Annotated in this window: 23 protein-coding genes; 2 read left to right on the plus strand and 21 right to left on the minus strand. The window is 55.0% G+C overall.

Going from position 1 to position 26,337, the window contains the following annotated elements; genetic code table 11:
• Positions 1-43: 43 nt before the first annotated feature.
• The 20 genes from acpP to ACJA3I_RS10965 form a co-directional block, all read right to left on the minus strand.
• Positions 44-280: an acyl carrier protein gene (gene acpP, locus ACJA3I_RS10870; protein WP_458862616.1), complete on the minus strand. Its 237-nt coding sequence runs from the start codon at positions 278-280 to the stop codon at positions 44-46.
• Positions 281-380: 100 nt separating this feature from the next.
• Positions 381-1,421, minus strand: coding sequence for a phosphate acyltransferase PlsX (plsX, locus tag ACJA3I_RS10875; protein ID WP_458862617.1), 1,041 nt, complete (start codon positions 1,419-1,421; stop codon positions 381-383).
• Positions 1,418-2,740 (minus strand): methylenetetrahydrofolate--tRNA-(uracil(54)-C(5))-methyltransferase (FADH(2)-oxidizing) TrmFO, encoded by a 1,323-nt coding sequence (gene trmFO, locus ACJA3I_RS10880; protein WP_458862618.1) that lies wholly within the window; start codon positions 2,738-2,740, stop codon positions 1,418-1,420. Before trmFO ends, plsX begins: the two co-directional genes overlap by 4 nt.
• Positions 2,741-5,200, minus strand: coding sequence for a type I DNA topoisomerase (topA, locus tag ACJA3I_RS10885; RefSeq protein ID WP_458862619.1), 2,460 nt, complete (start codon positions 5,198-5,200; stop codon positions 2,741-2,743). It abuts the gene before it with no gap.
• 176 nt (positions 5,201-5,376) lie between these two features.
• Positions 5,377-6,513 (minus strand): DNA-processing protein DprA, encoded by a 1,137-nt coding sequence (gene dprA, locus ACJA3I_RS10890; RefSeq protein ID WP_458862620.1) that lies wholly within the window; start codon positions 6,511-6,513, stop codon positions 5,377-5,379.
• Positions 6,514-6,545: 32 nt separating this feature from the next.
• Positions 6,546-7,304, minus strand: a complete 759-nt coding sequence (locus tag ACJA3I_RS10895) for a TrmH family RNA methyltransferase (RefSeq protein ID WP_458862621.1) — start codon at positions 7,302-7,304, stop codon at positions 6,546-6,548.
• Between the two features lies 1 nt (position 7,305).
• A complete protein-coding gene (locus ACJA3I_RS10900; protein ID WP_458862622.1) occupies positions 7,306-7,953 on the minus strand; it encodes a potassium channel family protein in 648 nt (215 codons plus the stop codon).
• Between the two features lie 16 nt (positions 7,954-7,969).
• Positions 7,970-9,346: a TrkH family potassium uptake protein gene (locus tag ACJA3I_RS10905; protein ID WP_458862623.1), complete on the minus strand. Its 1,377-nt coding sequence runs from the start codon at positions 9,344-9,346 to the stop codon at positions 7,970-7,972.
• Positions 9,347-9,675: 329 nt separating this feature from the next.
• Complete coding sequence (gene lysS, locus ACJA3I_RS10910; RefSeq protein WP_458862624.1) at positions 9,676-11,208, minus strand: lysine--tRNA ligase; 1,533 nt, start codon at positions 11,206-11,208, stop codon at positions 9,676-9,678.
• 73 nt (positions 11,209-11,281) lie between these two features.
• Complete coding sequence (greA, locus tag ACJA3I_RS10915) at positions 11,282-11,755, minus strand: transcription elongation factor GreA (protein ID WP_458862625.1); 474 nt, start codon at positions 11,753-11,755, stop codon at positions 11,282-11,284.
• A gap of 79 nt (positions 11,756-11,834) precedes the next feature.
• Complete coding sequence (locus ACJA3I_RS10920) at positions 11,835-12,602, minus strand: hypothetical protein (protein ID WP_458862626.1); 768 nt, start codon at positions 12,600-12,602, stop codon at positions 11,835-11,837.
• A 164-nt stretch (positions 12,603-12,766) separates the two neighbouring features.
• Positions 12,767-14,881: a YgiQ family radical SAM protein gene (locus tag ACJA3I_RS10925; RefSeq protein WP_458862627.1), complete on the minus strand. Its 2,115-nt coding sequence runs from the start codon at positions 14,879-14,881 to the stop codon at positions 12,767-12,769.
• Positions 14,882-14,914: 33 nt separating this feature from the next.
• Positions 14,915-15,421 (minus strand): flavin reductase, encoded by a 507-nt coding sequence (locus ACJA3I_RS10930; RefSeq protein WP_458862628.1) that lies wholly within the window; start codon positions 15,419-15,421, stop codon positions 14,915-14,917.
• An 85-nt stretch (positions 15,422-15,506) separates the two neighbouring features.
• The gene (locus ACJA3I_RS10935; protein ID WP_458862629.1) at positions 15,507-18,233 is read right to left on the minus strand and encodes a DNA translocase FtsK; all 2,727 of its coding nucleotides are present in this window, start codon (positions 18,231-18,233) and stop codon (positions 15,507-15,509) included.
• Positions 18,234-18,556: 323 nt separating this feature from the next.
• The gene (locus ACJA3I_RS10940) at positions 18,557-18,724 is read right to left on the minus strand and encodes a YlzJ-like family protein (RefSeq protein WP_458862630.1); all 168 of its coding nucleotides are present in this window, start codon (positions 18,722-18,724) and stop codon (positions 18,557-18,559) included.
• A complete protein-coding gene (locus tag ACJA3I_RS10945; RefSeq protein WP_458862631.1) occupies positions 18,672-19,442 on the minus strand; it encodes a ClpP family protease in 771 nt (256 codons plus the stop codon). Before ACJA3I_RS10945 ends, ACJA3I_RS10940 begins: the two co-directional genes overlap by 53 nt.
• A gap of 51 nt (positions 19,443-19,493) precedes the next feature.
• Positions 19,494-21,122, minus strand: coding sequence for an L-threonylcarbamoyladenylate synthase (locus ACJA3I_RS10950; protein WP_458862632.1), 1,629 nt, complete (start codon positions 21,120-21,122; stop codon positions 19,494-19,496).
• A 63-nt stretch (positions 21,123-21,185) separates the two neighbouring features.
• A complete protein-coding gene (locus ACJA3I_RS10955; RefSeq protein WP_458862633.1) occupies positions 21,186-21,725 on the minus strand; it encodes an inorganic diphosphatase in 540 nt (179 codons plus the stop codon).
• A 24-nt stretch (positions 21,726-21,749) separates the two neighbouring features.
• Positions 21,750-22,820, minus strand: coding sequence for a peptide chain release factor 1 (prfA, locus tag ACJA3I_RS10960; RefSeq protein ID WP_458862634.1), 1,071 nt, complete (start codon positions 22,818-22,820; stop codon positions 21,750-21,752).
• 30 nt (positions 22,821-22,850) lie between these two features.
• Positions 22,851-23,348 (minus strand): ECF transporter S component, encoded by a 498-nt coding sequence (locus tag ACJA3I_RS10965; RefSeq protein WP_458862635.1) that lies wholly within the window; start codon positions 23,346-23,348, stop codon positions 22,851-22,853.
• A gap of 225 nt (positions 23,349-23,573) precedes the next feature.
• Between ACJA3I_RS10965 and ACJA3I_RS10970 the strand changes: the two genes are divergently transcribed.
• Together ACJA3I_RS10970 and ACJA3I_RS10975 are read left to right on the plus strand one after the other, a co-directional pair.
• The gene (locus ACJA3I_RS10970; RefSeq protein WP_458862636.1) at positions 23,574-23,744 is read left to right on the plus strand and encodes a hypothetical protein; all 171 of its coding nucleotides are present in this window, start codon (positions 23,574-23,576) and stop codon (positions 23,742-23,744) included.
• A gap of 30 nt (positions 23,745-23,774) precedes the next feature.
• Positions 23,775-24,068, plus strand: a complete 294-nt coding sequence (locus tag ACJA3I_RS10975) for a hypothetical protein (protein WP_458862637.1) — start codon at positions 23,775-23,777, stop codon at positions 24,066-24,068.
• Between the two features lie 189 nt (positions 24,069-24,257).
• Here the strand turns inward: ACJA3I_RS10975 and abc-f are convergent, their stop codons facing one another.
• The gene (abc-f, locus tag ACJA3I_RS10980) at positions 24,258-26,141 is read right to left on the minus strand and encodes a ribosomal protection-like ABC-F family protein (RefSeq protein WP_458862638.1); all 1,884 of its coding nucleotides are present in this window, start codon (positions 26,139-26,141) and stop codon (positions 24,258-24,260) included.
• Positions 26,142-26,337: the final 196 nt, after the last annotated feature.

The following is a 26,337-nucleotide window of genomic DNA, read 5'->3' on the forward strand; positions in this document are numbered from 1 at the left end:
AAAAGCAGACGCCCTGCATTGGCAGGGCGCCGGCTGACATTCTTTATTCGTCAATGCGTTCTTTGATGAAATTCACGACATCTCCGACGGTCTTTACGCTTTCCAGCGTGCCGTCTTCCACCTGCCCCAGTTCGAAAGCTTCTTCAACGCTCATCACCAGTTCTACCAGGTCCAGAGAATCAGCCCCCAGATCTTCGACCAAAGAAGTTTCTTCGGTGATTTCATCGGCAGAAACACCAAACTGTTCCTCGATGATCTCTTTCAGTTTTTCCAGAATCATTTTGCCACCTCCATTACAGAGAGTTTCTATTTTGATGGGTTGATTATCATTACAGACAGTGATTATAGCAAACGCCTTTCGCCTTGTAAAGGCTTTCCACTCAGTTTTTTTCGGTTTCTTCGACAACGGCCGCTTTCATATGCTCGATGTTGGCGGTGATCTCTTCGATCACGCCGCTTTCGGCATAAGTCATGGCCTGGCGGATGGCGCTGCGGAAAGCATAGGCGTTGCAGGAGCCATGGGCTTTGATAATGGGTTTGCTGATGCCCAGCAGCGGCGCGCCACCTGTTTCTTTATAATCCAGCTTTTTCTTAAACGCTCTCAGCTGAGGTTTCATCACCAGCGCGGCAAGCTTTGTAAGAAAATTCGCCAAAAACATTTTTTTGATCTCGCTGACGAAATAAAGCCCCACGCCCTCATAGGTTTTCAGCAGCACATTGCCCGTGAAACCATCGGTGATAACGATATCCGCTTCGCCAAAGGCGATATCGCGGCCTTCCACATTGCCGATGAAATTGATGCGGCCCGCTTCGCCCGCTTCTTTCAGCAGCTCATAAGTCTCTTTGACCATGGGGGTGCCCTTGGATTCTTCGGCCCCGTTGTTCACAAGCCCCACGCGGGGGTTTTCGATCTTCATCTGCCGTTTGGCGAAAGCGTGGCCCATATAGGCGAACTGCATCAGATATTCAGAGGTGCATTCCACATTGGCGCCGCAATCGATCAGCAGTGTTCCGCCGCAATCGGTGGGCAAAATGGGCGCCAGCGCCGCCCGGCGAATGCCGCGGATGCGCTTGACATACATCGTGGCGCCCACCAGCACGGCGCCCGTGTTGCCCGAAGCCACCAGCGCATCGCCTTTGCCTTCGCCCAGCAGCCGCAGCGCCACCGCCAGAGAAGAATCTTTCTTCTCTTTCGTCACCGAAGTGGCGGGGTCACACATTGAAAGTTCTTGGGCCGCGTTGACGATCTCGATATGCTCGATCACGCCCGCGGTGTCTTCTTTTTCAAGGCAGGCCAGAATTTTCTGTTCATTGCCCACCAGAATGATATCCAATCCGAATTCTTTTGCCGCCATCACGGCGCCGCCAACGGTGCTGTTCGGGGCATTATCGCCGCCCATTGCATCTATAATGATTTTCATTCTGCAAGCTCCTCCCGTATTTGCGGCATCAGCGCTTCGATTTCTTCCAGCGCCCGCTGCGAAATTTCAAGATAGCGTTCCCGTTTTCCTCTTACCCGGTGATCCAGCGAATCGATCAAACCGAAATTGATATTCATCGGCTGAAAAGATTTCCCCTCATAGCCGCTGATATGGCTTGCCAGCGCGCCGATGGCCGTTCGGCTTGAAAATTCCACCGGAGGCTTTTCATAAAGCATCTTCGCCATGTTCAGCCCGCATAAAAAGCCCGAAGCGGTCGATTCCACATAACCTTCCACGCCTGTCATCTGCCCCGCAAACATCACCCGCGGCTCTTTTTTGACCCGATAAAACCGGTCGAGCAGCTGCGGAGAATCCAGATAGGTGTTGCGGTGCATCACGCCATAGCGCAAAAATTCCGCGTTTTCAAGCCCCGGGATCATGGAAAACACCCGTTTTTGTTCGGGGAATTTCAAATGCGTTTGAAAGCCCACCAGATTATACATGGTGCCTTCTTTATTATCCCGCCGCAGCTGCACCACGGCATAGGCTTCCCTGCCCGTTTTGGGGTTGGGCAGGCCGATGGGCTTGAGCGGCCCGTAGCGCAGCGTATCCACCCCGCGGCGCGCCATCACTTCCACCGGCATACAGCCTTCGAAAACCTTTTTGTCTTCAAAGCCGTGGACTTCCGCTTCCTGCGCGGTGGTCAGCTCTTCGATAAAGCGGAGGTATTCGTCTTTTTCCATGGGGCAGTTGATATAATCCACCCCTGTGCCTTTGCCATAGCGCGAAGCGAAAAACGCCTTTTCCAGATCGATGCCCGCAAACGAAACCACCGGCGCCGCCGCGTCATAAAAACTCAGCGCGCTGCCGCCCAGCCATTGCAGCATTTCTTCAGCCAGAGGCCCATCGGTCAAAGGCCCTGTGGCGATGATGCACATGCCCTCGCGGGGAATGCTTTCGATGCGCTGTGAGACCACCGTGATGTTGGGATGATTGCGGATCTTTTCCGTCACCAGCGCCGAAAAGCCGCTGCGATCCACCGCCAGCGCGCCGCCGGCATCCACTTTTGTTTCATCGGCGCAGGCAAAGATCAAACTTCCCGCGCGGCGCAGTTCTTCTTTTAAAAGCCCCGCCGCGTTGGTCAGTTCGCCCGAGCGAAACGAGTTTGAGCAGACCAGTTCCGCGAAATCTTCCGTTTTATGCGCAGGCGTTTTATATTGGGGCTTCATTTCATAAAGCGTTACCGCGATGCCCCGCTGCGCCAGCTGCCATGCCGCTTCGCTGCCTGCCAGCCCTGCTCCCACTACCGTTGCTCTCATCTATTCCTGCTCCGTTTCCTTGGCTTTGGTTTTTCCGGCCGTCTTTTTTGCCTTGCTTTCGGTTTTGCCGGCCGCTGCTTTCTTCGTGGTCTTGGCCGCCGGTTTCTTGGCGGCTTTTGCGGGTTTTTCCTCTGTTTCGGCGGCGGATGCCTTCTTCGCGGTCTTGGCCGCCGGTTTCCTGGCGGTTTTTTTCGTTTCATCGGTTTTTGCCGCGGCCGCGGTTTTCTTTGCTGTCTTGGCCGCCGGTTTCTTGGCGGCGGGCTTTTTGGCGGCGGTCTTTTTCTTGGCTTCCTTTTCGGGAACATCCGAAACATTCTCTGTCAGTTCGGCCGCCGCGGCCTCTTCCGCTTCTTCGCCTTTCTTTTTTGTGCGGCGCTGGGGCAGCGGTTCCTCATATTCACAGCCGGGCTTATAACACACATATTTCTTTTCGGCTTTCGTATAACGCTTATAAAGCGGCTCGCCGCATTTGGGGCATTGCTTGTTGGGGGTGGGTTTATCCCAGGTCATAAAGGTGCAGGTGGGGTTCTTTTCACAGCCGTAATAATAATACCCACTTTTTGATTTTCTTTTCACTACTTTTGCGCCGCAAAGCGGGCAGAGAACGCCCGTATCTTCGGTGATGGGCTTGGTGTTTTTGCATTCGGGGTAGCCCGGGCAGGCCAAAAACTTGCCGAAGCGCCCGCTTTTGATCACCATTTTGCGCCCGCAAAGCTCACAGACCACATCGGTTTCTTCATCGCGCACTTTGATGCGTTTTTTATCCAGGTCGATCTCCGCCTGTTTCAGTTCCTGTGAAAAGCCTTCATAAAAGCGGCGCAAAACCTCGCGGTAATCCGTTTTTCCGCTTTCCACCTCGTCGAGCTTCTGCTCCATGCCGGCGGTGAAGGCCACATCGATCACATCGTGGAATTTATCGATCATCAGATCGGTCACGGCTTCGCCCAGCGGTGTGGGTTTGAGGGCTTTTCCCTCTTTCACCACATAATCGCGGCCCAAAACCACGGAAATGGTGGGGGCATAGGTGCTGGGGCGGCCGATTCCTTTTTCTTCCATCGTGCGGATCAGCGACGCTTCGGTATAGCGTGCGGGGGGCTGTGTAAAATGCTGTTTGGCCTGTGTGTCGCGGTGTTCGGGTTTGTCGCCTTCCTGCAAAACGGGCAGCGGCGCGCCGTCTTCATCGCCCGAAACCTCATCAAGGCCTTCTTCATAAAGCGCCAAAAAGCCGGGGAACGCCACGGTCTGGCCGGTGGCGCGGAAAATATAGCCTCCGCAGGCGATATCCGCGGAAGTGGTATCCAGCATCGCGTCGGTCATCTGGCTTGCGGTGAAGCGCGACCAGATCAGCTTATAAAGCTTATATTGATCGGGCGTCAGGCTGCGGCGGATGCTGTCGGGATCCAGCAGGGGATTTGTGGGGCGCACGGCTTCATGGGCATCCTGCGCGTTCTTTTTTGATTTGTAATGGCGCGCTTTTTCGGGCAGGTAGGGCTGGCCGAAGCGGTCGCCGATATAACTGCGCGCCGCAGCCAGCGCATCTTCCGAAATGCGCAGAGAATCGGTTCTCATATATGTGATCAAGCCGGTCAGGCCCATGCCCTCCAGCTCAACGCCTTCATAAAGCTCCTGTGCCACCATCATCGTGCGCTTTGCCGTCATCGAAAGCTTGCGCGAAGCTTCCTGCTGCAAAGTGGAAGTGATGAACGGGGGCGCGGGGGTGCGTTTTTTCTTTGCTTTCTTTACGGTTTTCACCAGATAGCTCTGCCCGTCGATGGCGCTGAGCACTTTCTGGGTCTCTTCTTCGCTGCCCAGTTCCAGCTTTCCTTTTTCATCGCCATAGAAATTGGCGTTGAAGTTTTTATTGGAAGCATTCAGGGTCACGGCGATGCTCCAATATTCCTGGGGGATAAACGCCTGGATCTCGCGTTCGCGGTCAACGATCAGGCGGGTGACCACCGATTGCACACGCCCCGCCGAAAGGCCCGAGCGCACTTTGCGCCAAAGGAAGGGCGAAAGCTGATAGCCCACGATACGGTCTAAAATGCGGCGGCCCTGCTGGGCATCCACCAGGTTCATATCGATATCTCTGGGATGCTGCACGCCGGCCGTCACGGCTTTTTTGGTGATTTCGTTAAAAGTGACGCGCTGGGTCTTGTCATCCGCCAGATGCAGCATTTCTTTCAGATGCCACGAGATCGCTTCGCCTTCGCGATCCGGGTCGGTTGCGAGATAGACGAAATCGCTTTTCTGCGCGGCGTCTTTCAGTTCATGGATGATTTTATCTTTTCCGTCGATAGGCTGATATTTGGGGGTAAAATCCCCTTCGATATCCACGCCCATCTCTTTTTTAGGCAAATCTCTCAAATGCCCCATCGAGGCCTTCACCACAAAATCCGATCCTAAATATTTGCCGATGGTCTTCGCCTTTGCAGGGGATTCCACGATCAATAATTTCGACATTCTTATTCCTCCGAAAACGGCGGGCACCATCTGCCGCCGGGATGATTGGGGTTGCGGCTTGTCCGCCGCCCCGCTTTCAAACCGCGCGGCGCGCAAAAAAGCCGTTTTCCGTTTTATCTGTTTCACGCGGTTTTGCTTCTGCCGCGATGATGTTCTCTTTTACCATAACACGATTTTTACAGGATTTCAAAATATTTTCCGGGTAACTGTTTTATAATGCCCTTGATTTCCAACATTGTCAAGCTTGTTAAAACCTGCGCCGCCGTCATTTCGGCCCCGCGGCAAAGATCATCGATCTGTGTTTTCCCCGAAAAAGCCGCTAAAATACGCGCTTCCTGCGGGGTGACAGAAGGCATTTTCACCGGCGCGATATTTTCTTCGGCATTTTTTTCTGTTTTCTGCGGCGCGGCCTGTTTCAGCTGTTCTTCCAGCAAGGGATAAGCGCCGTCCAGCAGCTCTTCCAAAACCTGTATCGGGTCTGTGACCAGCTGTGCGCCGCTTCGAATCAGCAGATTGCAGCCCTCGCTGTGGGGGCTGTCGATGGGGCCGGGGATGGCATAGACCTCCCGCCCCTGTTCCAGCGCATAGGAAGCGGTGATCAGCGAACCGCTTTTGCGCGGGGCTTCCACCACCAGAACCCCGTTTGCAAGGCCGCTGATGATACGGTTGCGCTTGGGAAAATCCGCGGGATAAGTGCGCGCGCCCGGCGGGGCTTCGCTCACCGCCGCGCCGTTTTCCAAGATCCTGCGCAGCATCCCGCTGTGAGAAGCGGGATAACATTGGTCGATGGCCGTTCCAAACACCGCCACGGTGGGCGCGGCGCCTTCCAGCGCGCCTTCGTGGGCCGCCGCGTCGATGCCATAGGCCAGCCCCGAAACCACGGTCACACCGTGAGCCGAAAAAACCTGGGCGAACCGGCGGGCGATCTTTCTGCCGCCCTCGGTCGCCTTTCGCTGGCCCACCATGGCGATGGCGGGCGCTTTTTCTTCCGGCGGCAGCTGCCCTCTTTGATAAAGCACCGCGGGCGGGTCGTAAAGCTGGCGCAGCCGCGGTGGATATTCTGCATCATCGGGGCAGAGGGGGCGGATGCCCGCCGCTCTGCACTTTCTCAAAATTTCTTCGGCGTCTTCTCTGCCCTGTTGTTTCAGGGCCGCCCGCTCTTTGGGCGAAAGCAGCTCGCACCGGTTCCATTCCCCGGGGCCTGCTAAACAAAAAGCTTCGGCCGAACCAAATCGCTCGACCAAAGCCATTATTTTATGGGGCGGCAGAGCAATGGTTTGCCGCATCCAGATCCATGCCAGCGCTTTCTCCATTGTTCTCCCGCCCCTTTTTATTTTTTATTCCGCTATTGTTTTATTCTGCGCATTTCCCACATCACGATGGCCGAAGCCACACCGGCGTTCAAAGATTCCGCCCCCGAGATGGGGATAATCACATTCTTTCTGCAATGCTCCATCATTTCACGGCTGACGCCCTTTGCCTCGTTGCCGATCACAACGCCCGCCGCCGAAAGATCCACTTTGCGGATATCTTCGGCATCCGCCGTCAGCGCGGCGGCATAAAGCGGCAGATCCTGTTCTTCCGCCTGCTGCCAAAGCGCTTCTCTGGCGATCTGCGAAACTTTCACGCGAAAAATCGAGCCCATGGTGGCGCGAATGGTTTTCGGATGATACAGGTCGGCGCAGCTGCCCGTCAAAACAACGGGGATGCCGAAAGCTTCCGCCGTGCGCAGGGCCGTGCCCAGGTTGCCGGGGTCGCGCACATCCTCTAAGATCAGCGCCGCTTCTTTCAAAAGCCGGGCCGGTTTTTCGGGGCGGCCGCAAAGAAACAATACGCCCTGGGGCGCTTCCACATCGCTCATGGCGGCCATCAGCTGTTCGGAAACCGCCACCGTATCGGTGCAAAAGCGCTCAAGCGGCCAGAGGTCTTCCCGCTCGCGGCTCAAAAAAAGGCGGCGGATCTCCATTCCGCTTTCTGCGGCTTCGCGCAAAAGCTTTTCGCCTTCACAAACGAAGCAGCCTTCTTTTTGCCGAAAACGCCCGTCTTTCTGCAAACGGATCACCCGTTTCACGGCGGGGTTCTCCCTGCTGATGATCTCCTGCATCTTACACCAGCTTTTTGATATCGTCGTTTGCGCCGATGACCACCAGCACATCGCCATAGGTGATCACATAATCGGGGCCGGGCGAAACATTGATGGTCTGCCCCTGTTTGGTTTTCACCGCCAGAATGTTGATGCCGTATTTAGCGCGCACATCGATTTGGCGGATGGTTTTGGTGCACCATTTTTCGGGCGCGCCCACTTCAACGATGCTGTAATCTTCCGAAATATCGATATAATCGATGATGTTGGAAGAAGAGATCAGCTGGGCGAACCGCGCGCCGGTATCCGCTTCGGGGAAGACGATGCGGTCTGCGCCGATGCGGCGAAGCACTTTAACATGCAGATCGTCGTTGCCCTTTGCGATCACATGCTTGACGCCCAGTTCTTTCAGCATCAGAGTGATCAAAATATTATCCTGGATATTGTCTGCGAACGCCACGACGGCGTAATCGAAATTGCGCACGCCGATGCTTCTGAGCACCTGTTCATCGCGGGCGTCTGCCGTTACCGCGTGGCTTACGGAATCGGCGATGCGATGCACCGCGTCTTCATCTTTATCCACCACCAGCACTTCATGGCCCATGCGATAAAGCTCACGCGCCAATGCCGTTCCGAAACGGCCCAACCCAATTACTACAAAAGATTCCATATTCTTTCCTCCGTTATTATCCGATCATCACGCGAGCGGGCGGGAACTGGATCTTCGGCTCTGCGGCATGCCCTCTCATCATGGCCGCAACACCCAAGGTGATAATTCCAACGCGCCCGATATACATCAGCGAAACTAAAATCAAAAGCGACGGCGCCGATAAATTGGGGGTCAGCCCCAAGGTAAGGCCCACCGTGCCAAAAGCCGAAACACATTCAAAAAGTGCCGAACTGAGGGCCACATGATCGATGGCGGCCACTAAAAATGTGCCGATGCTCACGGCGGTGAGGCCCACCACAAATACCGATAACGCATCGATCACAGAGCGGTATTGCAGCGATCTGCCGTTGATGATGGGCTGGTAAGTGCCCTTCAGCGCCGAAAGGGCTGATGTGATAAGCACGGCGAAGGTCACGGTTTTGATACCGCCGGCCGTCGATCCCGGCGAACCGCCGATGAACATCAGCCCCACGCTGACGGCTTTTGAAACATTGGTCAGCGCCGCCTGATCCACCTGGGCGTATCCCGCCGTTCTGGTGGTGACCGATTGGAAAAAGGCGCTCAGCAGCTTGCCGAACACATTCTGATCGCCGAAAGTGCCGGGGTTATGATATTCCGCCACAAAAAAGCTCAGCGTGCCCAGAACAAGCAGGATGGCCGTGGTTCTCAGCACGATCTTGGTGTGGGTATGCAGGCGGCCCTTTTCGGAAGAAGCGTAAATATCGCTCCAGACAAAAAAGCCCAGGCCGCCTATCACGATCAGCAGCGCAATGGTGATCGTCACCACAAAATCGCCGCGATAGGAACCCAGTGAAGAAAACGCGCCGCGGTCGCCCAGAATATCGAACCCCGCGTTGCAGAACGCCGATATGGCGTGGAAGATGCCGCGGGTGATGCCGCCCCAAATGCCATAATCGCGGGCGAACCTCACCGATAAGATCAGCGCGCCCATGCCCTCGAACAGCAGAGTGCCATAAAGGATCTGGCGCACCATGCGCACCATGCCCGACATATCGCTCAGGTTCAGAGAAGAACTGATGAGCAGGCGTTCGCGCATTGAAATTTTGCGGCGCAGCAGCAGCGAAAACGCGGTGGCCAGCGTCATGAACCCAAGGCCGCCCGTTTGGATGAGCAGAATGATGACCACCTGCCCAAAGGGGCTCCAGAATAAATAGGTGTCTTCCACGATCAGCCCCGTGACGCAGGTGGCCGAAGTGGCGGTGAACAGTGAAGTGATGAAGCCTGCGCTTTCGCCGCTGCGCGTGGCAAAAGGCAGCATCAGAAGCGCCGTGCCGATCAAAATGACCAGCGCAAACCCGATGACGATCACGCGAACGGGCGGCAGGTTCTTTCGATAGTTTTTTACTTTTTGCGTTAGCTCTAATCTTTGCATAACATATCCCTGCGGCAAATGCCGCTCTCTCCGATTTCTCCCAAACACTATAGAGAAAACCTGACGCACTCTCTCGCCAGGTTTGTTCTGTCGCTGGTTTTAAAAGTTTTCGTTTGATGTTTCGCTTTCTCAAAGCGCCAAAGCACCTTTTCTCTACGCGGTGGTTAGTATAGCATAGGGGTTTTAAAGTTTCAAGTCAAGAGGCGCTTTCTTTTCCATGCTTTTTTGGGTGTTTTACCGTTTTCTTTTTGGTCATACCCACTTTTGACTGATTTTATACAAAAAACGGCAGCGCCCCTCGCCGGATCGCCGCCGTTTTTTCAATTGGTTTAATCCAAGGGCTTCATGGTGGGGAAAAGCAGAACATCGCGAATGGAGGGCGCGCCTGTCAGCAGCATGACAAAACGGTCGATGCCGATGCCGATGCCGCCTGTGGGAGGCATGCCGTATTCCAGCGCTGTCAGGAAATCTTCATCCACGCCGCTGGCTTCATCATCGCCGTGCTGCTTGAGATATTCCTGATATTCAAAGCGCTCGCGCTGATCGATGGGGTCGTTGAGCTCGCTGAAAGCGTTGGCATATTCGCGGCCGCCGATAAACAGTTCAAAGCGCTGGGTATAGCCGGGGTGGGCCGGGTCTTTTTTGGCCAGGGGGCTGATCTCCAGCGGATGCCCGAAAATAAAGGTGGGCTGTTCCAGCTTGCTTTCCACATATTCTTCGAAGAACAGGTTGAGAATATCGCCCTTCTTGTGGCGTTCTTCCACCTCGATATGGTGCTCTTTGGCCACGGCTGCGGCAGCCTGTGTGTCGGCCAGCTGGTCGAAATCCACGCCGCTGTATTTCTTCACGGCTTCGGTCATGGTCATGCGGTTAAAGGGTTTTTCCATATCGATGGTCAGGCCGTCTAACTGGGCGATGGCTTCGCCGCCCAAAATCTTGCGGCCCACCGAACGCATCAGACCTTCGCAAAGGTTCATCATGCCCTCGATATCGGTGTAAGCCTGATACAGTTCCATCAATGTGAATTCGGGGTTATGGCGCGTATCCATGCCTTCGTTGCGGAAAACGCGGCCGATTTCATAAACTTTATCGAAACCGCCCACGATCAGGCGTTTCAGATGCAGTTCCAGCGCAATGCGCAGATACATATCCATATCCAGCGTATTGTGGTGGGTGATGAAGGGGCGCGCCGCGGCGCCGCCCGCCTGGGTGTGCAGGATGGGGGTCTCCACTTCCATGAAGCCTTCTTCATCCAGATAATTGCGCACTTCCTTGATGATGCGGCTGCGCTTGGCAAAAACCTCTCTCACATCGGGGTTCACGATCAGATCCACATAGCGCTGGCGATAGCGCAGATCGGTGTCTTTCAGGCCATGCCATTTTTCGGGCAGGGGCAGAAGGCTTTTCGATAACAGCGTGATCTCGGTCACTTTCACGCTGATCTCGCCCATTTTTGTGCGGAAGATTTCGCCCTTTACGCCCACGATATCGCCGATATCGAATTTTTTGAACGCGGCATATTCTTCTTCGCCCACATTGTCGCGGCGAACATAAAGCTGGATGTTGCCCGTGGTGTCGCGCAGATCGGCGAAGCTGGCTTTGCCCATCACGCGCTTGCTCATCAGGCGCCCGCCCAGCGCCACAAATTCGCCGGTTTCATGTTCGGGTTCGATCTCAGCGAATTTTTCTTTGATCTGGGCGGCATAGCTATCCACGGGATATTTGGTGATCAGAAACGGGTCGTTTCCGGCGGCGCGCAGCGCTTCCAGTTTTTCACGGCGCACCCGCAGGATCTCGCTCATTTTTTCCTGTTCCTGCTGCTGTGTCAATTCTTCCTGCTGTGTTGTCTTTTCTTCGTTCATCAATATTCCTCCATGCAAAAGCGCGGCCGCCCTGCTTTTTTGTTCGGGTGGCCGTCTTTGCGTTATTCATGCTTTAACGGGTAATCTCTAAAATTTTATATTGAATGTTCCCCACCGGCGCTTCCACGGTGACGACATCGCCCACGCCGCGGCCATAAAGGGCTTTGCCCAGGGGCGATTCATCGGAAATGCGCTGCTGGCTGGGGTTGGCTTCCTGCGCGCCCACGATGAAATATTCTTCTTCATCGTCGTCTTCCAGTTCAACGATCTTCACTTTTGTGCCCATGCTCACATGCTGGGTGGTGATGGCTTCTTCGTTGATGATGACGGCGTTTGCCAAAACATTTTCCAGTTCGGCAATGCGCGAATACAGTTTGCCCTGTTCGTTTTTGGCTTCGTCATATTCGCTGTTTTCGGAAAGGTCGCCAAAAGAACGGGCTTCTTTGATCTGGTCTGCCACTTCTTTTTCGCGCACGGTTTTCAGATATTCTAATTCTTCTTTGATTTCTTTTAATCTTTCTTCTGTCAGTGTGAACTGTTTCGCCATAATATCCTCCTGCAATCTGCCCCGATGGGCACACTTCTATCATTATATTAATTCATTATATTTCTGCCAAACAGCGATGTCAAGGGATCTTTTTATCGCTGACGATCACATCATCGGCCGAAAGAATGCCCGCCTGCCACAGCATCGCCGCATACAGCGTGTCGGAAATTTCCTTCGGCTTTTGTTTTCTGGCCCATTTTGGGGTATGTAAAATGAAGCCGTTTTCTCCGTTTTCTTCCAGTTCGGCCAGATTCAGGGCATCGGGGCCGCTGCCGCAGGCGCCTTCAAAAACCAGATCGAGCTTGCCGCAGTTTTGCGGGATCTCGGCGGCGGGCGCAATGCCGAATTCTTCATAAAGCATCTCTTTGACGGTCTGCCCGCCGATGGGGATCTCCACCTGAAGGGTTCTCACCTTTTTTGCCAGCAGCCTTGCGCATTTCATCACATTTCGGTCGGCCCGTTTCGCGCAGATGCGCACAGCGGTCTGGGTGCCCAGGCGGTTTTCCGTCTTCATGCGGCATAACACCAGCTTCGCCGCCAGCGCCGGCCAAAGGCCCCGGGCAGAAACCGGCATCATCCATGCCTGCTGGGCCGCGCCTTCCCATTCCTTTTCAACGGCGATGCGGTGAACGCCGCGGCGATAAAGGGTTTTCAGCGCTTTTTTCACCCTTTTTCCCCGTTTTTTCTCGTTACAATGCGTTGGAATATTCAGTTTTACTTCTAAAAAGCCTGTGTTTTTCACTACTTTTGTCTGCACGCTCATATGCCCCCAAGGCCAAAAGCGAAGCCAAAATCTCTGCCAAAAGCGCTGGGGCTGTATTTCTGCCACCGCAAAAGTCGCGATCATCTTTTTTCCTCCTCTCAGCTCTATCCCCTCATGAGCGCCTTTCCCAACGGCCGGCACTGTTTCATGGTGTTCGGCCGCTTTCTTTTGGGCGCTGTTGGGGCATAAGCATTCTATGCGAGGAGGGCTTTCTCTATTCATCAAAAAAGGGAGCTATGCTCCCTTTTTCATGATTTCCGTTGTTTTTTGTTCTGATGCTGCGGGCGGTTCTGAGGGGCTTTCCCCGCGGATCTGCCGCGGTTTTCGCCGAAAGCCTTTTCACTCTGCTTTTCGCGGCGATCCTGCGCGGGCTTTCCGCGGTTTTCGCCGAAAGCCCTTTCGCCCTGCTTTTCGCGGCGATCCTGCGCAGGCTTTCCGCCCTTTTTCGCTGCCGGGGCATTTTTCTGCCCCTTTCTGCCGTTAAAAGTGTCTGGCGGCTGTTCGGCCGTTTTTTCTTTGCGGTTTTGCGGCTTCTCACCGCCACGCCGCGGATATCGCGGAGAAAATTCGGCGATCAGGCATCCTTTTCGCGTTCCGATCAGATCTTCACGCCCCGCCCGGTGCAGCGCTTCCAGCACCAGCTGGCGGTTTTTGGGGTTCTTCCATTGCAGCAGGGCACGCTGCATGGCTTTTTCGTGGGGGTCTTTCGCCACATAAACAGGCTCCATGGTGCGCGGGTCGAGCCCGGTATAATACATGGCGGTGGAAAGGGTTCCCGGCGTGGGATAAAAATCCTGCACCTGTTCGGGCCGATGCCCCGTGGCATTTAAATATTCGGCCAGTAAAATGGCGTCTTCCAGCCGGCTGCCGGGATGTGAACTCATGAGATAGGGCACAAGATATTGTTCCAGCCCATATTTTTCGTTGAGCTGCTGATACTTTTCGCAAAAGCGCTCATAAATTTCTTTCGGGGGTTTGCCCATGTAATAAAGCACATTGGGGCTGATATGCTCGGGGGCGACCTTCAGCTGGCCGCTGATATGATAACGCACCAGATCGGCGAAAAACTCGCCGTTTTTATCGCATTGCATATAATCATAGCGAATGCCCGAACGGATGAACACTTTTTTCACGCCCGGGATCTGCCGCAGCTTGCGCAGCAGGCTCAGGTAATCGCTGTGATCGCCGTTCAGGGCGGGGCATGGCTGGGGGAACAGGCACTGTCTGTCAACGCAAGCGCCCACTTTCGCCTGTTTTTTGCAGGCGGGGCCGCGGAAATTGGCCGTGGGGCCGCCCACATCATGGATATAACCTTTGAAATGGGGAACATGGGTCATGCGCTCCGCTTCTTTCAGCACAGACTGGTGGCTGCGCGAAGTGACATAGCGCCCCTGATGCATGGTCAGCGCGCAGAAATTGCAGGCGCCGAAACAGCCGCGGTTATGGATGATGGAAAATTCCACTTCACGAATGGCCTCTACCCCGCCCAGCGCTTCATAAGAAGGATGGTAGGTGCGGGTATAGGGCAGATCGGCCACCTGATCGAGTTCTTCGGTCTCAAGCGGTTTGGCGGGCGAGTTCTGCACCAGCCAGCGATGGTCGCAGGGCTGAAGAATGGCGCGGCCGCGCACAAAATCCTGCTCGTCATGTTCGATCAGCGCTGCCCGGGCATAGGCCTCATGGTCTGTGCTCACTTCTTCGAAAGAAGGCTCGGTCACCGCTTCAAAAGCGCATTCGGAAGGATCTTTTGCCATAAAGCAGGTGCCGCGCACATCGTGGATCTCCTGGATGCTTTCGCCTTTTTTCAGCCGCCCGGCGATCTCGGTGATCTGGTGTTCGCCCATACCGTAGATCAAAAGATCTGCGGCGGAATCCACCAGAATGGGCCTGCGCACTTTATCTTCCCAATAATCATAGTGGGCGAACCGGCGCAGCGAAGCTTCGATGCCGCCGATGACGATGGGCAGGTCGCCCCACGCCTGGCGCACGCGGTTGGCATAAACGATCACCGCCCGGTCGGGGCGTTTGCCCGGCAGGCCGCCGGGGGTATAGGCATCCTTGGCGCGCCGTTTTTTGGCCACGCTGTAATGGGCCACCATGGAATCGATGTTGCCCGCGTTGATGAGCGCCGCATATCTGGGGCGGCCCATGGCAAGAAAATCATCGGTATTCTGATAATCGGGCTGGGAAAGAATGGCCACGCGAAACCCCGCTTTTTCAAGCACGCGGGAAATCACGGCTGTGCCAAACGAGGGGTGATCCACATAGGCATCCCCCGTAATCAGCAAAAAATCATAATAATACCAGCCGCGCCGGTGCATATCTTCTTTTGAAATCGGCAAAAACTCAAATTCTTCCGCCATAGTTTCCCCTTCCCGATGGCCGCCCGCGGGCGGTTATTCTTTCACATAAACGCCGATGATCTCGCCGGTATAGACCCGGTGATAATCGCCGTTCTGATAAAACTGTTCCCGATATTCCTGCGGAATTTTTTCCGCTTTCAGGTCTTCTTCATACATCTTTTTGCAAACCAGAACCGTTTGGGCTTCTTCGAACATGGGATAACCGTCAACAAACACGGGGGTCAGCCCGCTTTGATGCATTTTATCCATATCGCGGCCCGATTTGCTGCCCAGCACACCCAAAGCCTTGGGGCGCGGGCTGCCGAAAAACGCAACGGTGAAGCATTCGTTTTCTTCGGTGAACCGGTAAGTATAGCGGCTGGGGCGCACATATGCCGTGAACGCCGGCTTGTTCCACAGGTCGCCCATGGTTCCCCACCCGATGGTCATGGTGTTAAACTTCTCGGGCGTGCCCGCTGTTAACAGGGCCGCCTGTTTTTCGATCATTTCAAAAGGATTGCCCGGCATTTCGTGCGCGTTGATTTTTTTGAATCCCATCATTGATTCCTCCTGTTTGAAAATAAACGGATGTTTTATTCAAAACGATGGTTTGCAAAACCTTCTTCACAAGCCACGCTTTGCGCTGTTATAAGTCTTGCTGGCGCATGACCATTTCGCGCCATTCTTCGCGGGTGATCAGCAGCTGGCGGGGTTTGGAACCTTCATATCCGCCCACAATGCCGCGCGCTTCCATTTCATCGATCAGCCGCGCCGCGCGGGCATAACCCAGCTTCAAACGCCGCTGCAGCATGGAAACCGAAGCCTGCCCCGTTTCCACCACCACTTCGATGGCTTTGGGCATCAGCTCGTCTTCGGCGTCGTCGCTTTCGCCGGCGTCACCGCCGCTGCCGCCGTTCTGGGCGTTTTCAGCCTGCTTTTCGATATGTTCCATCACTTCTTCGGAATAATCGGCTTTGCCTGTTTTCTTGATGAATTCCACCACGCTTTCGATTTCGGCGGTGGTGATAAAGCAGCCCTGCACACGCAAAGGCTTCGGCGCGCCCAACGGGTTATAAAGCATATCGCCGCGCCCCAGCAGTTTTTCAGCGCCGGTGGCATCCAGAATAATGCGCGATTCGATCTGCGACGCCACGGCAAAGCTGATGCGCGAGGGGATGTTGGCTTTCATGATGCCCGTGATGACATCGGCCGAAGGGCGCTGGGTGGCGATGATCAGATGCATTCCCGCGGCGCGGGCCATTTGGGCAATGCGCACGATGGCGTTTTCCACATCGCTTGCGGCCACGAACATCAAATCGGCCAGCTCGTCGATAACGATGACGATCTGGGGCAGCTTTTTCCCGTTTTCCTGTTTGATGATCTCTTCGTTATAAGCTTCCAGATCGCGGACATTCAGTTCTGAAAACAGCTTATAGCGGCGCATCATTTCGGTGACCGCCCAGTTCAGCGCGCCCGAAGCTTTGCGCGGGTCGGTAACAACGGGGATCAGCAGATGCGGGATGCCGTTATAGACCCCCAGTTCGATCATTTTCGGATCGACCATGATCAGGCGAACTTCTTCGGGGGTGGATTTATAGATCAGGCTGATGAGCAGCGAGTTGATGCAGACGGATTTGCCGGAACCGGTGGTGCCGGCGATGAGCATATGCGGCATTTTTTTGATATCGCCCACCACATTTTTGCCCGTGATATCTTTGCCCACGGCGAAACTGATGCGCGATTTGCTGTTTTTGAATTCGGGGGAATCGATGATCTCGCGGATGCTCACCAGCTGAACGGTGGAATTGGGCACTTCGATGCCCACCGCCAGCTTATCGGGGATGGTGGCGATGCGCACGCTGGCCGCGCCCAGCGACAGGGCGATATCATCGGATAAATTGGTCACGCGGCTGAATTTTGTGCCGCGCTTGAGCTGCACTTCATAACGGGTGACCGTGGGCCCGCGGGTGATATCCACCAGTGTGGCCTCGATGCCGAAGCTTTTCAAGGTATCCAGCAGACGGGCGGAATTTTCGGCAAGCTCGGCGCTGTAATCGACCTCGGCGTTGGTGTTGCGGTTGAGCAGGCTGTAGGGCGGGTATAAATAAGTATCCTTCGGCATGCTTTCCAGAGCGCTTTCCAGCGCTTTCTGGGTGGCGGCGGCCGCTTCTTCATCCGGTGCATCCCATTCGGGGGGCTGGGGCGCTTCTTCGCCGGCGCCGGTCTGTTCCGCCGCCGGGGCAAAGGCTGCCTGCTGCGGGGCATCCTGGGCCTGTTCTTCGGGTTTTTCTTCCCACGGGGGGCGATCGGCCGGTTCCTGCGCCGCCGGCGCCTGTGTGGCCGGCTGTTCTTCCTGCTGCGGTTCTTCCGGCGCTTCCTGCGCCCGGGCAGCCTGTTCTTCCTGCATCCTGCGGGCGGCGAATTCCTGAGCCCTTCTCACCGCCGGTGAAACCACGGGCAAAATCTCGCCCTCGGTTTCGGGCAGCACAGGTTCGGGGGAAGCGTTGCGGCGGATGGGTTCCGCCACGGTAAATGCAGGCTTCTGCTCCTGATGCTCCACGCCCATCACCTGGGCAGGGGTTTTAACATTCGGCGGGGCGATATTGATCTTTTCGCCCTTCAAGCCCTCTTTTTCGGGCGAAACATCTTCCAGCGGAATATCGATGGGCCTTTTCTTGGGGAAGATCCCTTCAAGCATGGGCTTTCTGGGGGGGATCTGCGCCTTCGTCTGCGGCTCGGGTTTGCTTTCGGCAGGTTCTTCTTCGGGTTCGGGCGGCATGCTGCGCACCCTGTCGATCATCATGGAAAGGCTGGTGTTGCCCGCCACCATCACGCAGCAGGCCATCGACACAAACAAGATCACCATTGCGCCCGCGCCTGAAAACGCGGCGTGCAAAAGAATGCCCAGCCCGCCCGCGATCAAGCCGCCGGATTGACCCGCGGCCCCCAGCACGGCCAAACGCTGAACGCCTTTCAGGCTGCGCTCAAAGGTTTCGGCGCAAAACAGCACATGCCCCGCGGCGCCCCATAAAATGGGCAGCAGCAAAAGGCAGGTCACCCGCAGACGGATCTTGCCCTTGCGCCGAGCGATCATCAGCAGACCCGCCAAAAACAGGCAGACCGCCAGCGCATAAACGCCCGAACCCACGACGCCGCGAACGGCTTTGCGCAGCCACACCAGCAAAAAGCCGTTGCCGCTGAACAGCGCCAGCAGCAAAAGAATGGCCGCCACGATCAGCGCCGCACCTGTCCATTCGCGGCGCACCGCCATCTGCTGCTGGGCGGCTTTTTTCTTCTGCGCCGCAGAAGAGCGTTTGGGCGTATTCTTTTTTGTTGTTCCCGAAGATTGCCTTGGTTTCTGTGCGGTTGCCAAAATCGATCACCTATATCCTTTTCACCCTGTAGATCGGGCGGTTTTTAAGCGTTATGCGTTTTTTCTGCCGCGAATGCAAAGCATGAAAAGCAGAAAGCGGCCGTCGCCGCAGGCGGGCCGTGAAATCAATATCATAGCTGCATAACAGTTATGATATCGTGAATGCGAAGCATAAATGATATCATATGGCCGTCGCCGTAGGCGGGCCGTGAAATTGATATAATAACTGCATAGCAGTTATTATATCATATCCTCCCTTTGGTTTCCAGTGTATTAAAACGGGGAAACGGCAGTTTTTCTGCCGTTTCCCCGTTCTTCTCTGCTTATAAGTTCAAATAATCTTTCAGACAGGTGGAATAGATCCTGCCATAGCGTTTTCGCCCCTGCGCGTCGCATAAGATTTCTGCCGGCGAAGACCCCACGCTTCCCCATTGCACCTCAATTTCTTCCGTCGGGAAGATCTGTTCCATGGGAACGATCGTGTGAAGCATCCTTCTTTTCCTCCTCGATCATTTGATGCAGGCAGGAAAGCGCATCATGCAGGCTGCCCAGTTCATCGATCAGCCCCAGTTTCACCGCTTCTCTGCCATAAACAATGCTGCCCACATCGTTGAGCAGCTGGCCGTTTTCCATCATCAGGCGGCGGAAATCTTCTTCTTTGATATGGCTGTTGGCCACCACGAAATCGGTGATGCGGTCTTGGATCTTTTCGAAATAGGTCATCGTTTGGGGAACGCCGAGAACCGTTCCCGTCATGCGCACGGGATGGATGGTCATTGAGGCCGTTGGCGCAATGAACGACCGCCGCGACGCCACCGCCAGCGGCACGCCGATGGAATGGCCGCCGCCCAGAACCAGCGAAACGGTGGGCTTTTTCATGCCGGCGATCAGTTCCGCGATGGCAAGGCCGGCTTCCACATCGCCGCCCACGGTGTTGAGCAAGATCAGAAGGCCGTCGATCTCTTCGCTTTCTTCGATGGCGGCCAGCTGCGGCATCACATGTTCATATTTGGTGGTTTTATTTTGCGGCGGCAGCAGCATATGCCCTTCCACCTGGCCCACGATGGTCAGGCAGTGCACAGAATCTTTTTTGCCTTTTGCCGTCACCGACCCCAGTTCTCTGATCCCGTCTACGGAATCATCTTTTTTGAGTTCCTGCTGATCTTCTGTGTTTTCATCATATTGTGTTTCGTTTTCGTTTTGATTCAAAAAAACACCCCTGAGCTAAGAATGCCCAGAGGTGTTGAAATTTATTCAGCCTTATTCGGCCGGCGCGTGATCGGGGCGCATGGCCGCCGCCAATTTTTCGCGCAATTCTTCTTTTGTGCCCGTGTTATGCAGCAAAATTTCGCAGCGCTGGGCGTAATAATCTTCCTGCGGCTGGTTCATCAGCCGGCGGCGCGCTTTTTCCACCGCCACGCCGTCGCGCGAAATAATGCGGTCGATGGCGCGTTCCGGTTCCGCCGTAACGCCGATCACATAATCGCAAAGGCGATCTAACCCGCTTTGATAAAGCAGCGGCACATCCAAAACCAGTTTTTTGCAGCCCATTTCTGCCAGCACGCGAATGCGGCGGCGCAGTTCGCGCATCACCGAAGGATGGGTCAGGGCGTTGAGCGTTTCCAGCGAAGCTTCATCGCCAAACACATCTTCACCCAGAACTTCGCGGCTGACTTTGCCGTTCTGCACACAGCCGGGGAAAGCATCGGCCAGGCGGTTGATCAGGCTGCGGTCGTTTTCCAGCAGCTGATGATAGACCAGATCCGCATCCAGCGAAGCCCAGCCGCTTTCGCGCAGCAGCGCGCTGACCGTCGATTTTCCGCTGCCGGAAGAACCGGTCACACCCACCACGATATAATCGGCGGAAGGCTGCAAATGAAACCCCGCCGCCTTTTTGATGCGGTTGGAAACCGCGAACCCTTCGCCGAAGGGGCGCGGCGCCTGCGCCAGAATGCGTTTGCAGGGGGTATGGTCAAAGGCGCGCAGCGCTGAAAAAAGCTCTTGCGCCTGGGCCTGTTTATCCCAGCTGAGGCCGTAAGAAAGCACTGTGCGTCTGCCGTTTGAAAATCTGCCGCGATATTCTTCAAAGCATAACACGCCGTCGCCCGGCTGAAGGCTGTGTGAAATGGCCTCTGCCGAAGCTTCCGGCGCACCGCCGAACAGCAGCACGGGGGCCTGCGGCGCATAATGGCGATATTTCATGCCCGGCGCGCGCACTTTTTCGCCCGGCTTCGGTTCGGAATAGACCGCCTGATCCACCACCACTTCGCCCAGAACCGCCTGAAGCTGTTCGCGGGTGATGCCGCCGGGGCGCAAAATTCTGGGGGGATCCGCCACCATATCCACCACGGTGGATTCTACGCCCACCGCGCATTCGCCGCCATCGAGGATGGCATCGATCTTGCCCTGCATATCTTCTTTGACATGCTGGGCCGTGGTGGGGCTGGGTTTGCCCGAGGTATTCGCCGAAGGCGCCGCCAGCGGCACGCCTGCCGCGCGGATGACCGCCAGCGCGGCGGGATGGCAGGGCATGCGAATGCCGACGGTATCCAGCCCTGTTGAAACTTCCTGCGGGATCTTATCGCTTTTTTTGAAAATCATGGTCAGCGGGCCGGGCCAGCAATGTTTGGCCAGCAGCCGCGCCTTTTCGGGAACGGTTTCCACCAAAGGTTCCAGTTCTTCCATCGAAGAAATGTGAACGATCAACGGGTTATCCTGCGGGCGACCCTTGGCTTCGAATATTTTTTTCACCGCTTCTCCATCAAGCGCGTTGGCCGCAAGGCCGTAAACCGTTTCCGTTGGCACGGCCACAAGGCCGCCCCGCCGCAGGATCTCGCCGGCTTGCTCCACATCTTCTTGTTTTTGCGCAGATAAAAATAAAGTATTCATGATCGGGCTCCTTTGCCCCACAGTAATATTTTGCCGGGTGATTTTTTGCTGACTGTTCTATATCTATTCCATCAATCCGCAATAATGCCTTTTATAAGTGAGCATCGTGTCGCGGATGATCTGCAGCGCCGCTTCACGCCCCAGGGTGTTCGACATTGCGGTTTTCTTATGTTCCAGGCTTTTATAAACTTCGAAGAAATTGCCGATCTCATTTAAGATATGAGGGGGCAGCTGGGTCACATCCTGATAATAGTTCCAGGTGGGGTCATGGGTGGGAATGGCGATGATCTTATCATCACATTCATCCCCGTCAAGCATTCTGACAACGCCGATGGGATAGCATTCGACCATCACCAGCGGATCCAGTGTTTCTGTGCAGAGCACAAGAACATCCAGCGGGTCGCCGTCATCGGCATAGGTTCTGGGGATAAACCCATAGTTTGCCGGATAGTGGGTGGAGGTATACAAAATGCGATCCAGCTTCAGCAGGCCTGTCTGTTTATCCAGTTCATACTTCTTTTTGCTGCCGCTGGGGATTTCGATTACCGCCATAAATTTTTCGGGTTTCACTGCTGCCTGATCGATGTCATGCCAAATGTTCATGCCCCATCGCCTTCCTTTTTATCTTTATTCTTGCGTTCCCACGCGCAGGCGTTCCGCTTGGTCGGCCGCCGTGAGAGCGTCAATGATCTCATCCAGATCGCCGTTGAGAACGGCGTCGAGCTTATGCAGGGTCAGCCCGATGCGATGATCGGTGACACGGCCCTGGGGATAGTTATAGGTTCGAATGCGCTCGCTGCGGTCGCCGGTTCCCACCTGGCTGCGGCGCTCGCTGGCGCGTTCCTGTTCGGCGGCCATGCGCTGCTGTTCATAAAGCTTCGTGCGCAAAATTTTCATGGCGCGGTCTTTGTTTTTATGCTGGCTGCGTTCATCCTGACATTCCACCACAAGCCCTGTGGGCAGATGGGTGATGCGGATGGCGGATTCGGTTTTATTGACATGCTGGCCGCCGGCGCCGCCGCTGCGATAGGTATCGATCTGCAGATCGGTGGGGTTGATCTCGATTTCAACATCTTCGGCTTCGGGCAAAACGGCCACGGTGACCGCCGAAGTGTGGATGCGCCCCGAAGATTCGGTTTCGGGCACGCGCTGAACACGGTGAGCGCCGCTTTCGAACTTGAAGCGCGACCATGCCCCCACGCCGCGCACTTCAAAGCTGATCTCTTTGATGCCGCCCAGCTCGGTTTCGTTGATGTTCAGCACATCGATGGAAAAACGCTTGGTTTCGGCATACATCGAATACATGCGGAACAGGGAATTTGCAAACAGCGCCGCTTCTTCGCCGCCCACGCCGCCGCGGATCTCAACGATTACATTCTTATCATCATCTTTATCTTTGGGCAGAAGCAGCAGCCGCAGCTCCTGTTCCAGCCTTGCGATGTTCTCTTTTGCCTCGTCATATTCCAGTTCGGCAAGCTCGCGCATTTCCGCATCATCGCTGTGGGAAAGCTCGGTGGCGTCTTTCAGGTCGCTCTGCGCTTTTTTCAGCGCGCGAAACGCCGTTACCACGGGCATCAGTTCTTTTTGTTCTTTCAGCAGCTTTGCCGCCGCCTGAGGGTCACTGTAAAGATTATTATCCGCCAAAGCGGTTTCGATCTCCGTAAGCCTGTTTTCTACCAGTTCCAGCTTTTCGATCATACTTTTTTCTTTCCTTTATCTTCAAAAATTTTAACGAATATATTTGCCGGCAAATTTTCTCGCGGGGCGTGAGAACACAAAATAGATCACCGCCGCCACCGCCGACTGCGCAAGATTCAGCGGCAGGCCGGCCAGCGCCGCCGCCCAGCCATAAACCGCCCAGCTGCCAAGAAAATAGCCGACGATGTTGATAAGCCCCGCCAGGCATACCGCCGCGATCTCTTTGCTTTTGGCCACTTTATCGCCGCAGCATAAAAACCCGAAAACCGTGGCCATCAAGCCTTTGATGACCAGCGACATCGGCGCCCACGGCAGGAAAAAGCCCAGAAAGGTATCGGCCAGCCCCGCGCCCACGGCCGCCGCCAAGGCGGAATAAGGCAGCGGAAGCACCGCCGCCGCCAGATAGATCAGGCCATCGCCGATATGGGCATATTCATTCATAACGCGAATAAAGGGAAACATCGTGGAAATCAGGATCATCGCGGCAAAACAGGAAGCCATTGTCAATAATTTTGTCTTATTTTTCATTTTTCCCCATCCCTTTCTTCGTATTCTTTTTCTTCTGCTGAGATTTTATTGGATATTTTATTATATCCCACAGGATTTTCTTTTTCAAGGGGAATAACCGTGATGCGGGGCGGCAGAATAACAGTATCATCACGCCTGTGCGGCCTTTTATGCTGCGTTTTGCATAAAACCGCCCAAGCTGGTGCGCACGCTGAACTGATACTTCCTTTTGTTCGGAGGTCTTGAATGATGAAAAACGAAAAACCGAAAGTCCATCCAGCACCCATTCCGGCAGAAACAAAGATCACCCACGCCGGCATGCGCCGCGATCGCATCCGCGCGAAAAGCCGAGGGCCGATGCCCGATGAAAGCAGCGTGATCGATGAGATGCACTGGGTGATGGAAAATCAAAAATAACGCGTTGATCCGCGGAAAGGAATCTTGAACATGAAACGATTTTTTGCTCTGTTTTTAGCAATGACACTGCTGCTGACGGCAGCGGCATGCACCTCGAAGAAGGATGAAACCACGCCCGGAACCACGCCGCCCACAGAAAACACCCCCGATGACACCACGCCCCCGGCAGATGACGGCAGCAAGGTGGGCGAAGACCTGAAAGAGGGCGTCGACTCCGCGGGCAATGCCGTGAAAAAAGGCGCCGATGCTGTTGGCGACGCTGTAAAGGGCGGCGCCGATGCCATCAAAGAAGGCGCAAACGATTTGACCAAGCCCAAGGGCTAAAATATTTTTTCTCAGGCAGAGGCAGGCAGAGCATATCGATCTCTGCCTGCCCGTTTTGGTGAAAGGATCTTTTTGCCGCAGAGCAGGTTTTACTCCGCCGCCAAAATCCGCCGCTTCCGCGGGGAACGCGCCCGTTATTCCGCGCTGTTTTTCGTTTTTATTCCCTTTTTGCAGACCGGCCGGCGTTTTTCAGTTTTCTTCCGGCTGATCCAGCGCTTCCTGCTGTTCATAAAGCTCCAGCAGGCGTTCTTCCGCTTCTTCCTTCTGCTGATAAAGCTCTGCCAGCTTCACATGATCCGCGCCGCATTGCTCCATCTGCGCGCTGAGCTGCTCCACTTCTTTTTCGGCCGCGGCCACCGCTTTTTCCAGCTCGCGGCGCTGTTTGCGCTCTTCTTTGCTGTCGCGGCGGGGGGCTTTTTCTTTTTTTGGGGCTTCCTGCTTTTTCTCGGGCGGCAGGCTTTGCTGCTGGGCCGCCAGGCGTTTTCTTGCCTGCTGATACTCTTCGTAGGTGCCTACATAATCATAGATCCTGCCGTTTTCAAATTCCCAGATGCGGGTGGCGAAACGGTTGATGAAATAGCGGTCATGGGAAACGAAGATCATCGTTTCGCTGAATTCATCGATGGCGTCTTCGATCCATTCTTTTGTCAGAATATCCAGATGGTTCGTCGGTTCATCCAAAAACAGCGTGTTGATCTCGCTGTTCATAAAAATGCAGAGCTTCAGCCTTGCTTTTTCGCCGCCGGAAAGCACCGCCACATTCTTGAACACGCTTTCACCCTGAAAACCATAAGCCGCCAAACGGTCGCGGCAGCCCTGCACATCCAGCTTGGTTTCATAAAGCATCGTATCCAGAATATTGCGCTCGGGATGGGCAAATTCCACCACCTGGGGCAGATAGCCCGTTTTCAGCCCCGCGCCTTCGAACACGCGGCCCGCATAGGGCGCCAGCCTGCCCTGAAGGGTTTGGATCAGCGTTGTTTTGCCGCAGCCGTTATCCCCGATGACGGCCACGCGCTCGCCGCGCAGAATGGTGGCGTCGAAAGGTTCCTGAAACGGTTTGTCATAACCCGCCTGAAGGCCCAGCAGATGATAAACCTCATCCCCCGAGCGTTCGGCTTCTTTGAACTGGTTTTTCATTTTATGCTCTTTGCGGATGGTCTGGATACGCTCGATGCGCTCCAGCCGTTTTTCCATGGCAAAAGCGCGCTTCATCAGTTTAGCATTGCCAAGGCCCCAGCCTTTCATGCGCTCCACCGTAAATTCCAGGCGTTCCACTTCTTTATCCTGCCGGCGTTTGGCCGCTTCCAGCTGTTCCATCAGCTCCTGTTTTTTATCCACATAATAGCTGTAATTGCCGGGATAGCGGGTCATCCTGCCATCCTGCAGTTCCAGAATGGTATCCACCACGCGGTCTAAAAAATAACGGTCATGGGAAATGATGAGAACGCTGCCCTTGAAGCCGTTCAGATAATCTTCCAGCCACTCGATGGAATGCAGATCCAAATGGTTGGTGGGTTCATCCAAAAGCAGCACATCGGTTTCTGTTAAAATGACGCGCGCCAGGTTCACGCGGGTCTTTTCGCCGCCCGAAAGGCTCATAAACGGGCGCTGCTGCATTTCGGGCGGAATATTCAGGCCGTTTGCCATGCGGTTATATTTCACTTCCAGCGCATAGCCGCCCGCCGCTTCAAACGCCGTTTGCAGCTTTGCATAGCGTTCCAGATCGGCCGCGGTGTGTTCCGCCGCCATTTTGTTTTCTAAAAGGTGCAGTTCTTCGCCCATGGCGCGGATCTCATCGAAGGCCTGCATCAGCACTTCTCGAACAGTCATCTCTTCGGGGTAATCGGGCAGCTGATCTAAAAGCGCCACGCGGGCATTATCGCGAAAATCCACCTGACCGCCGTCATATTCCAGTTTTCCCGTTAAAATATTGAACAATGTGGTTTTCCCGCTGCCGTTGGCGCCCACGATGCCCACCCGCTGGCCGGGAAAGACCTCGAAAGAAATATCCTGCAAAATGGGAAAATCATTATAAAATTTATTTAAGTGGCGTACCGATAATTCAGCCATAGTTTCCTCCGTTATGCTTTGCGCGGCCGCCCGGCGGGGCCGCAGATGCCTGTCTGTTCGCTTTTCTGCGGCATTCGGCGCCGCAAAAGCTTTCAACCTTTCTTATCTTAGCGCATTTTGCCCTGTCATGCAATGTTTGACTGAAAAACAGGCGTTTTCTGAGCGGAAAACAGCGTGATCGGCTTTTTTACGCTTT

Source organism: Acidaminobacterium chupaoyuni, assembly GCF_047936785.1.
Classification (GTDB): domain Bacteria; phylum Bacillota; class Clostridia; order Oscillospirales; family Butyricicoccaceae; genus Acidaminobacterium; species Acidaminobacterium chupaoyuni.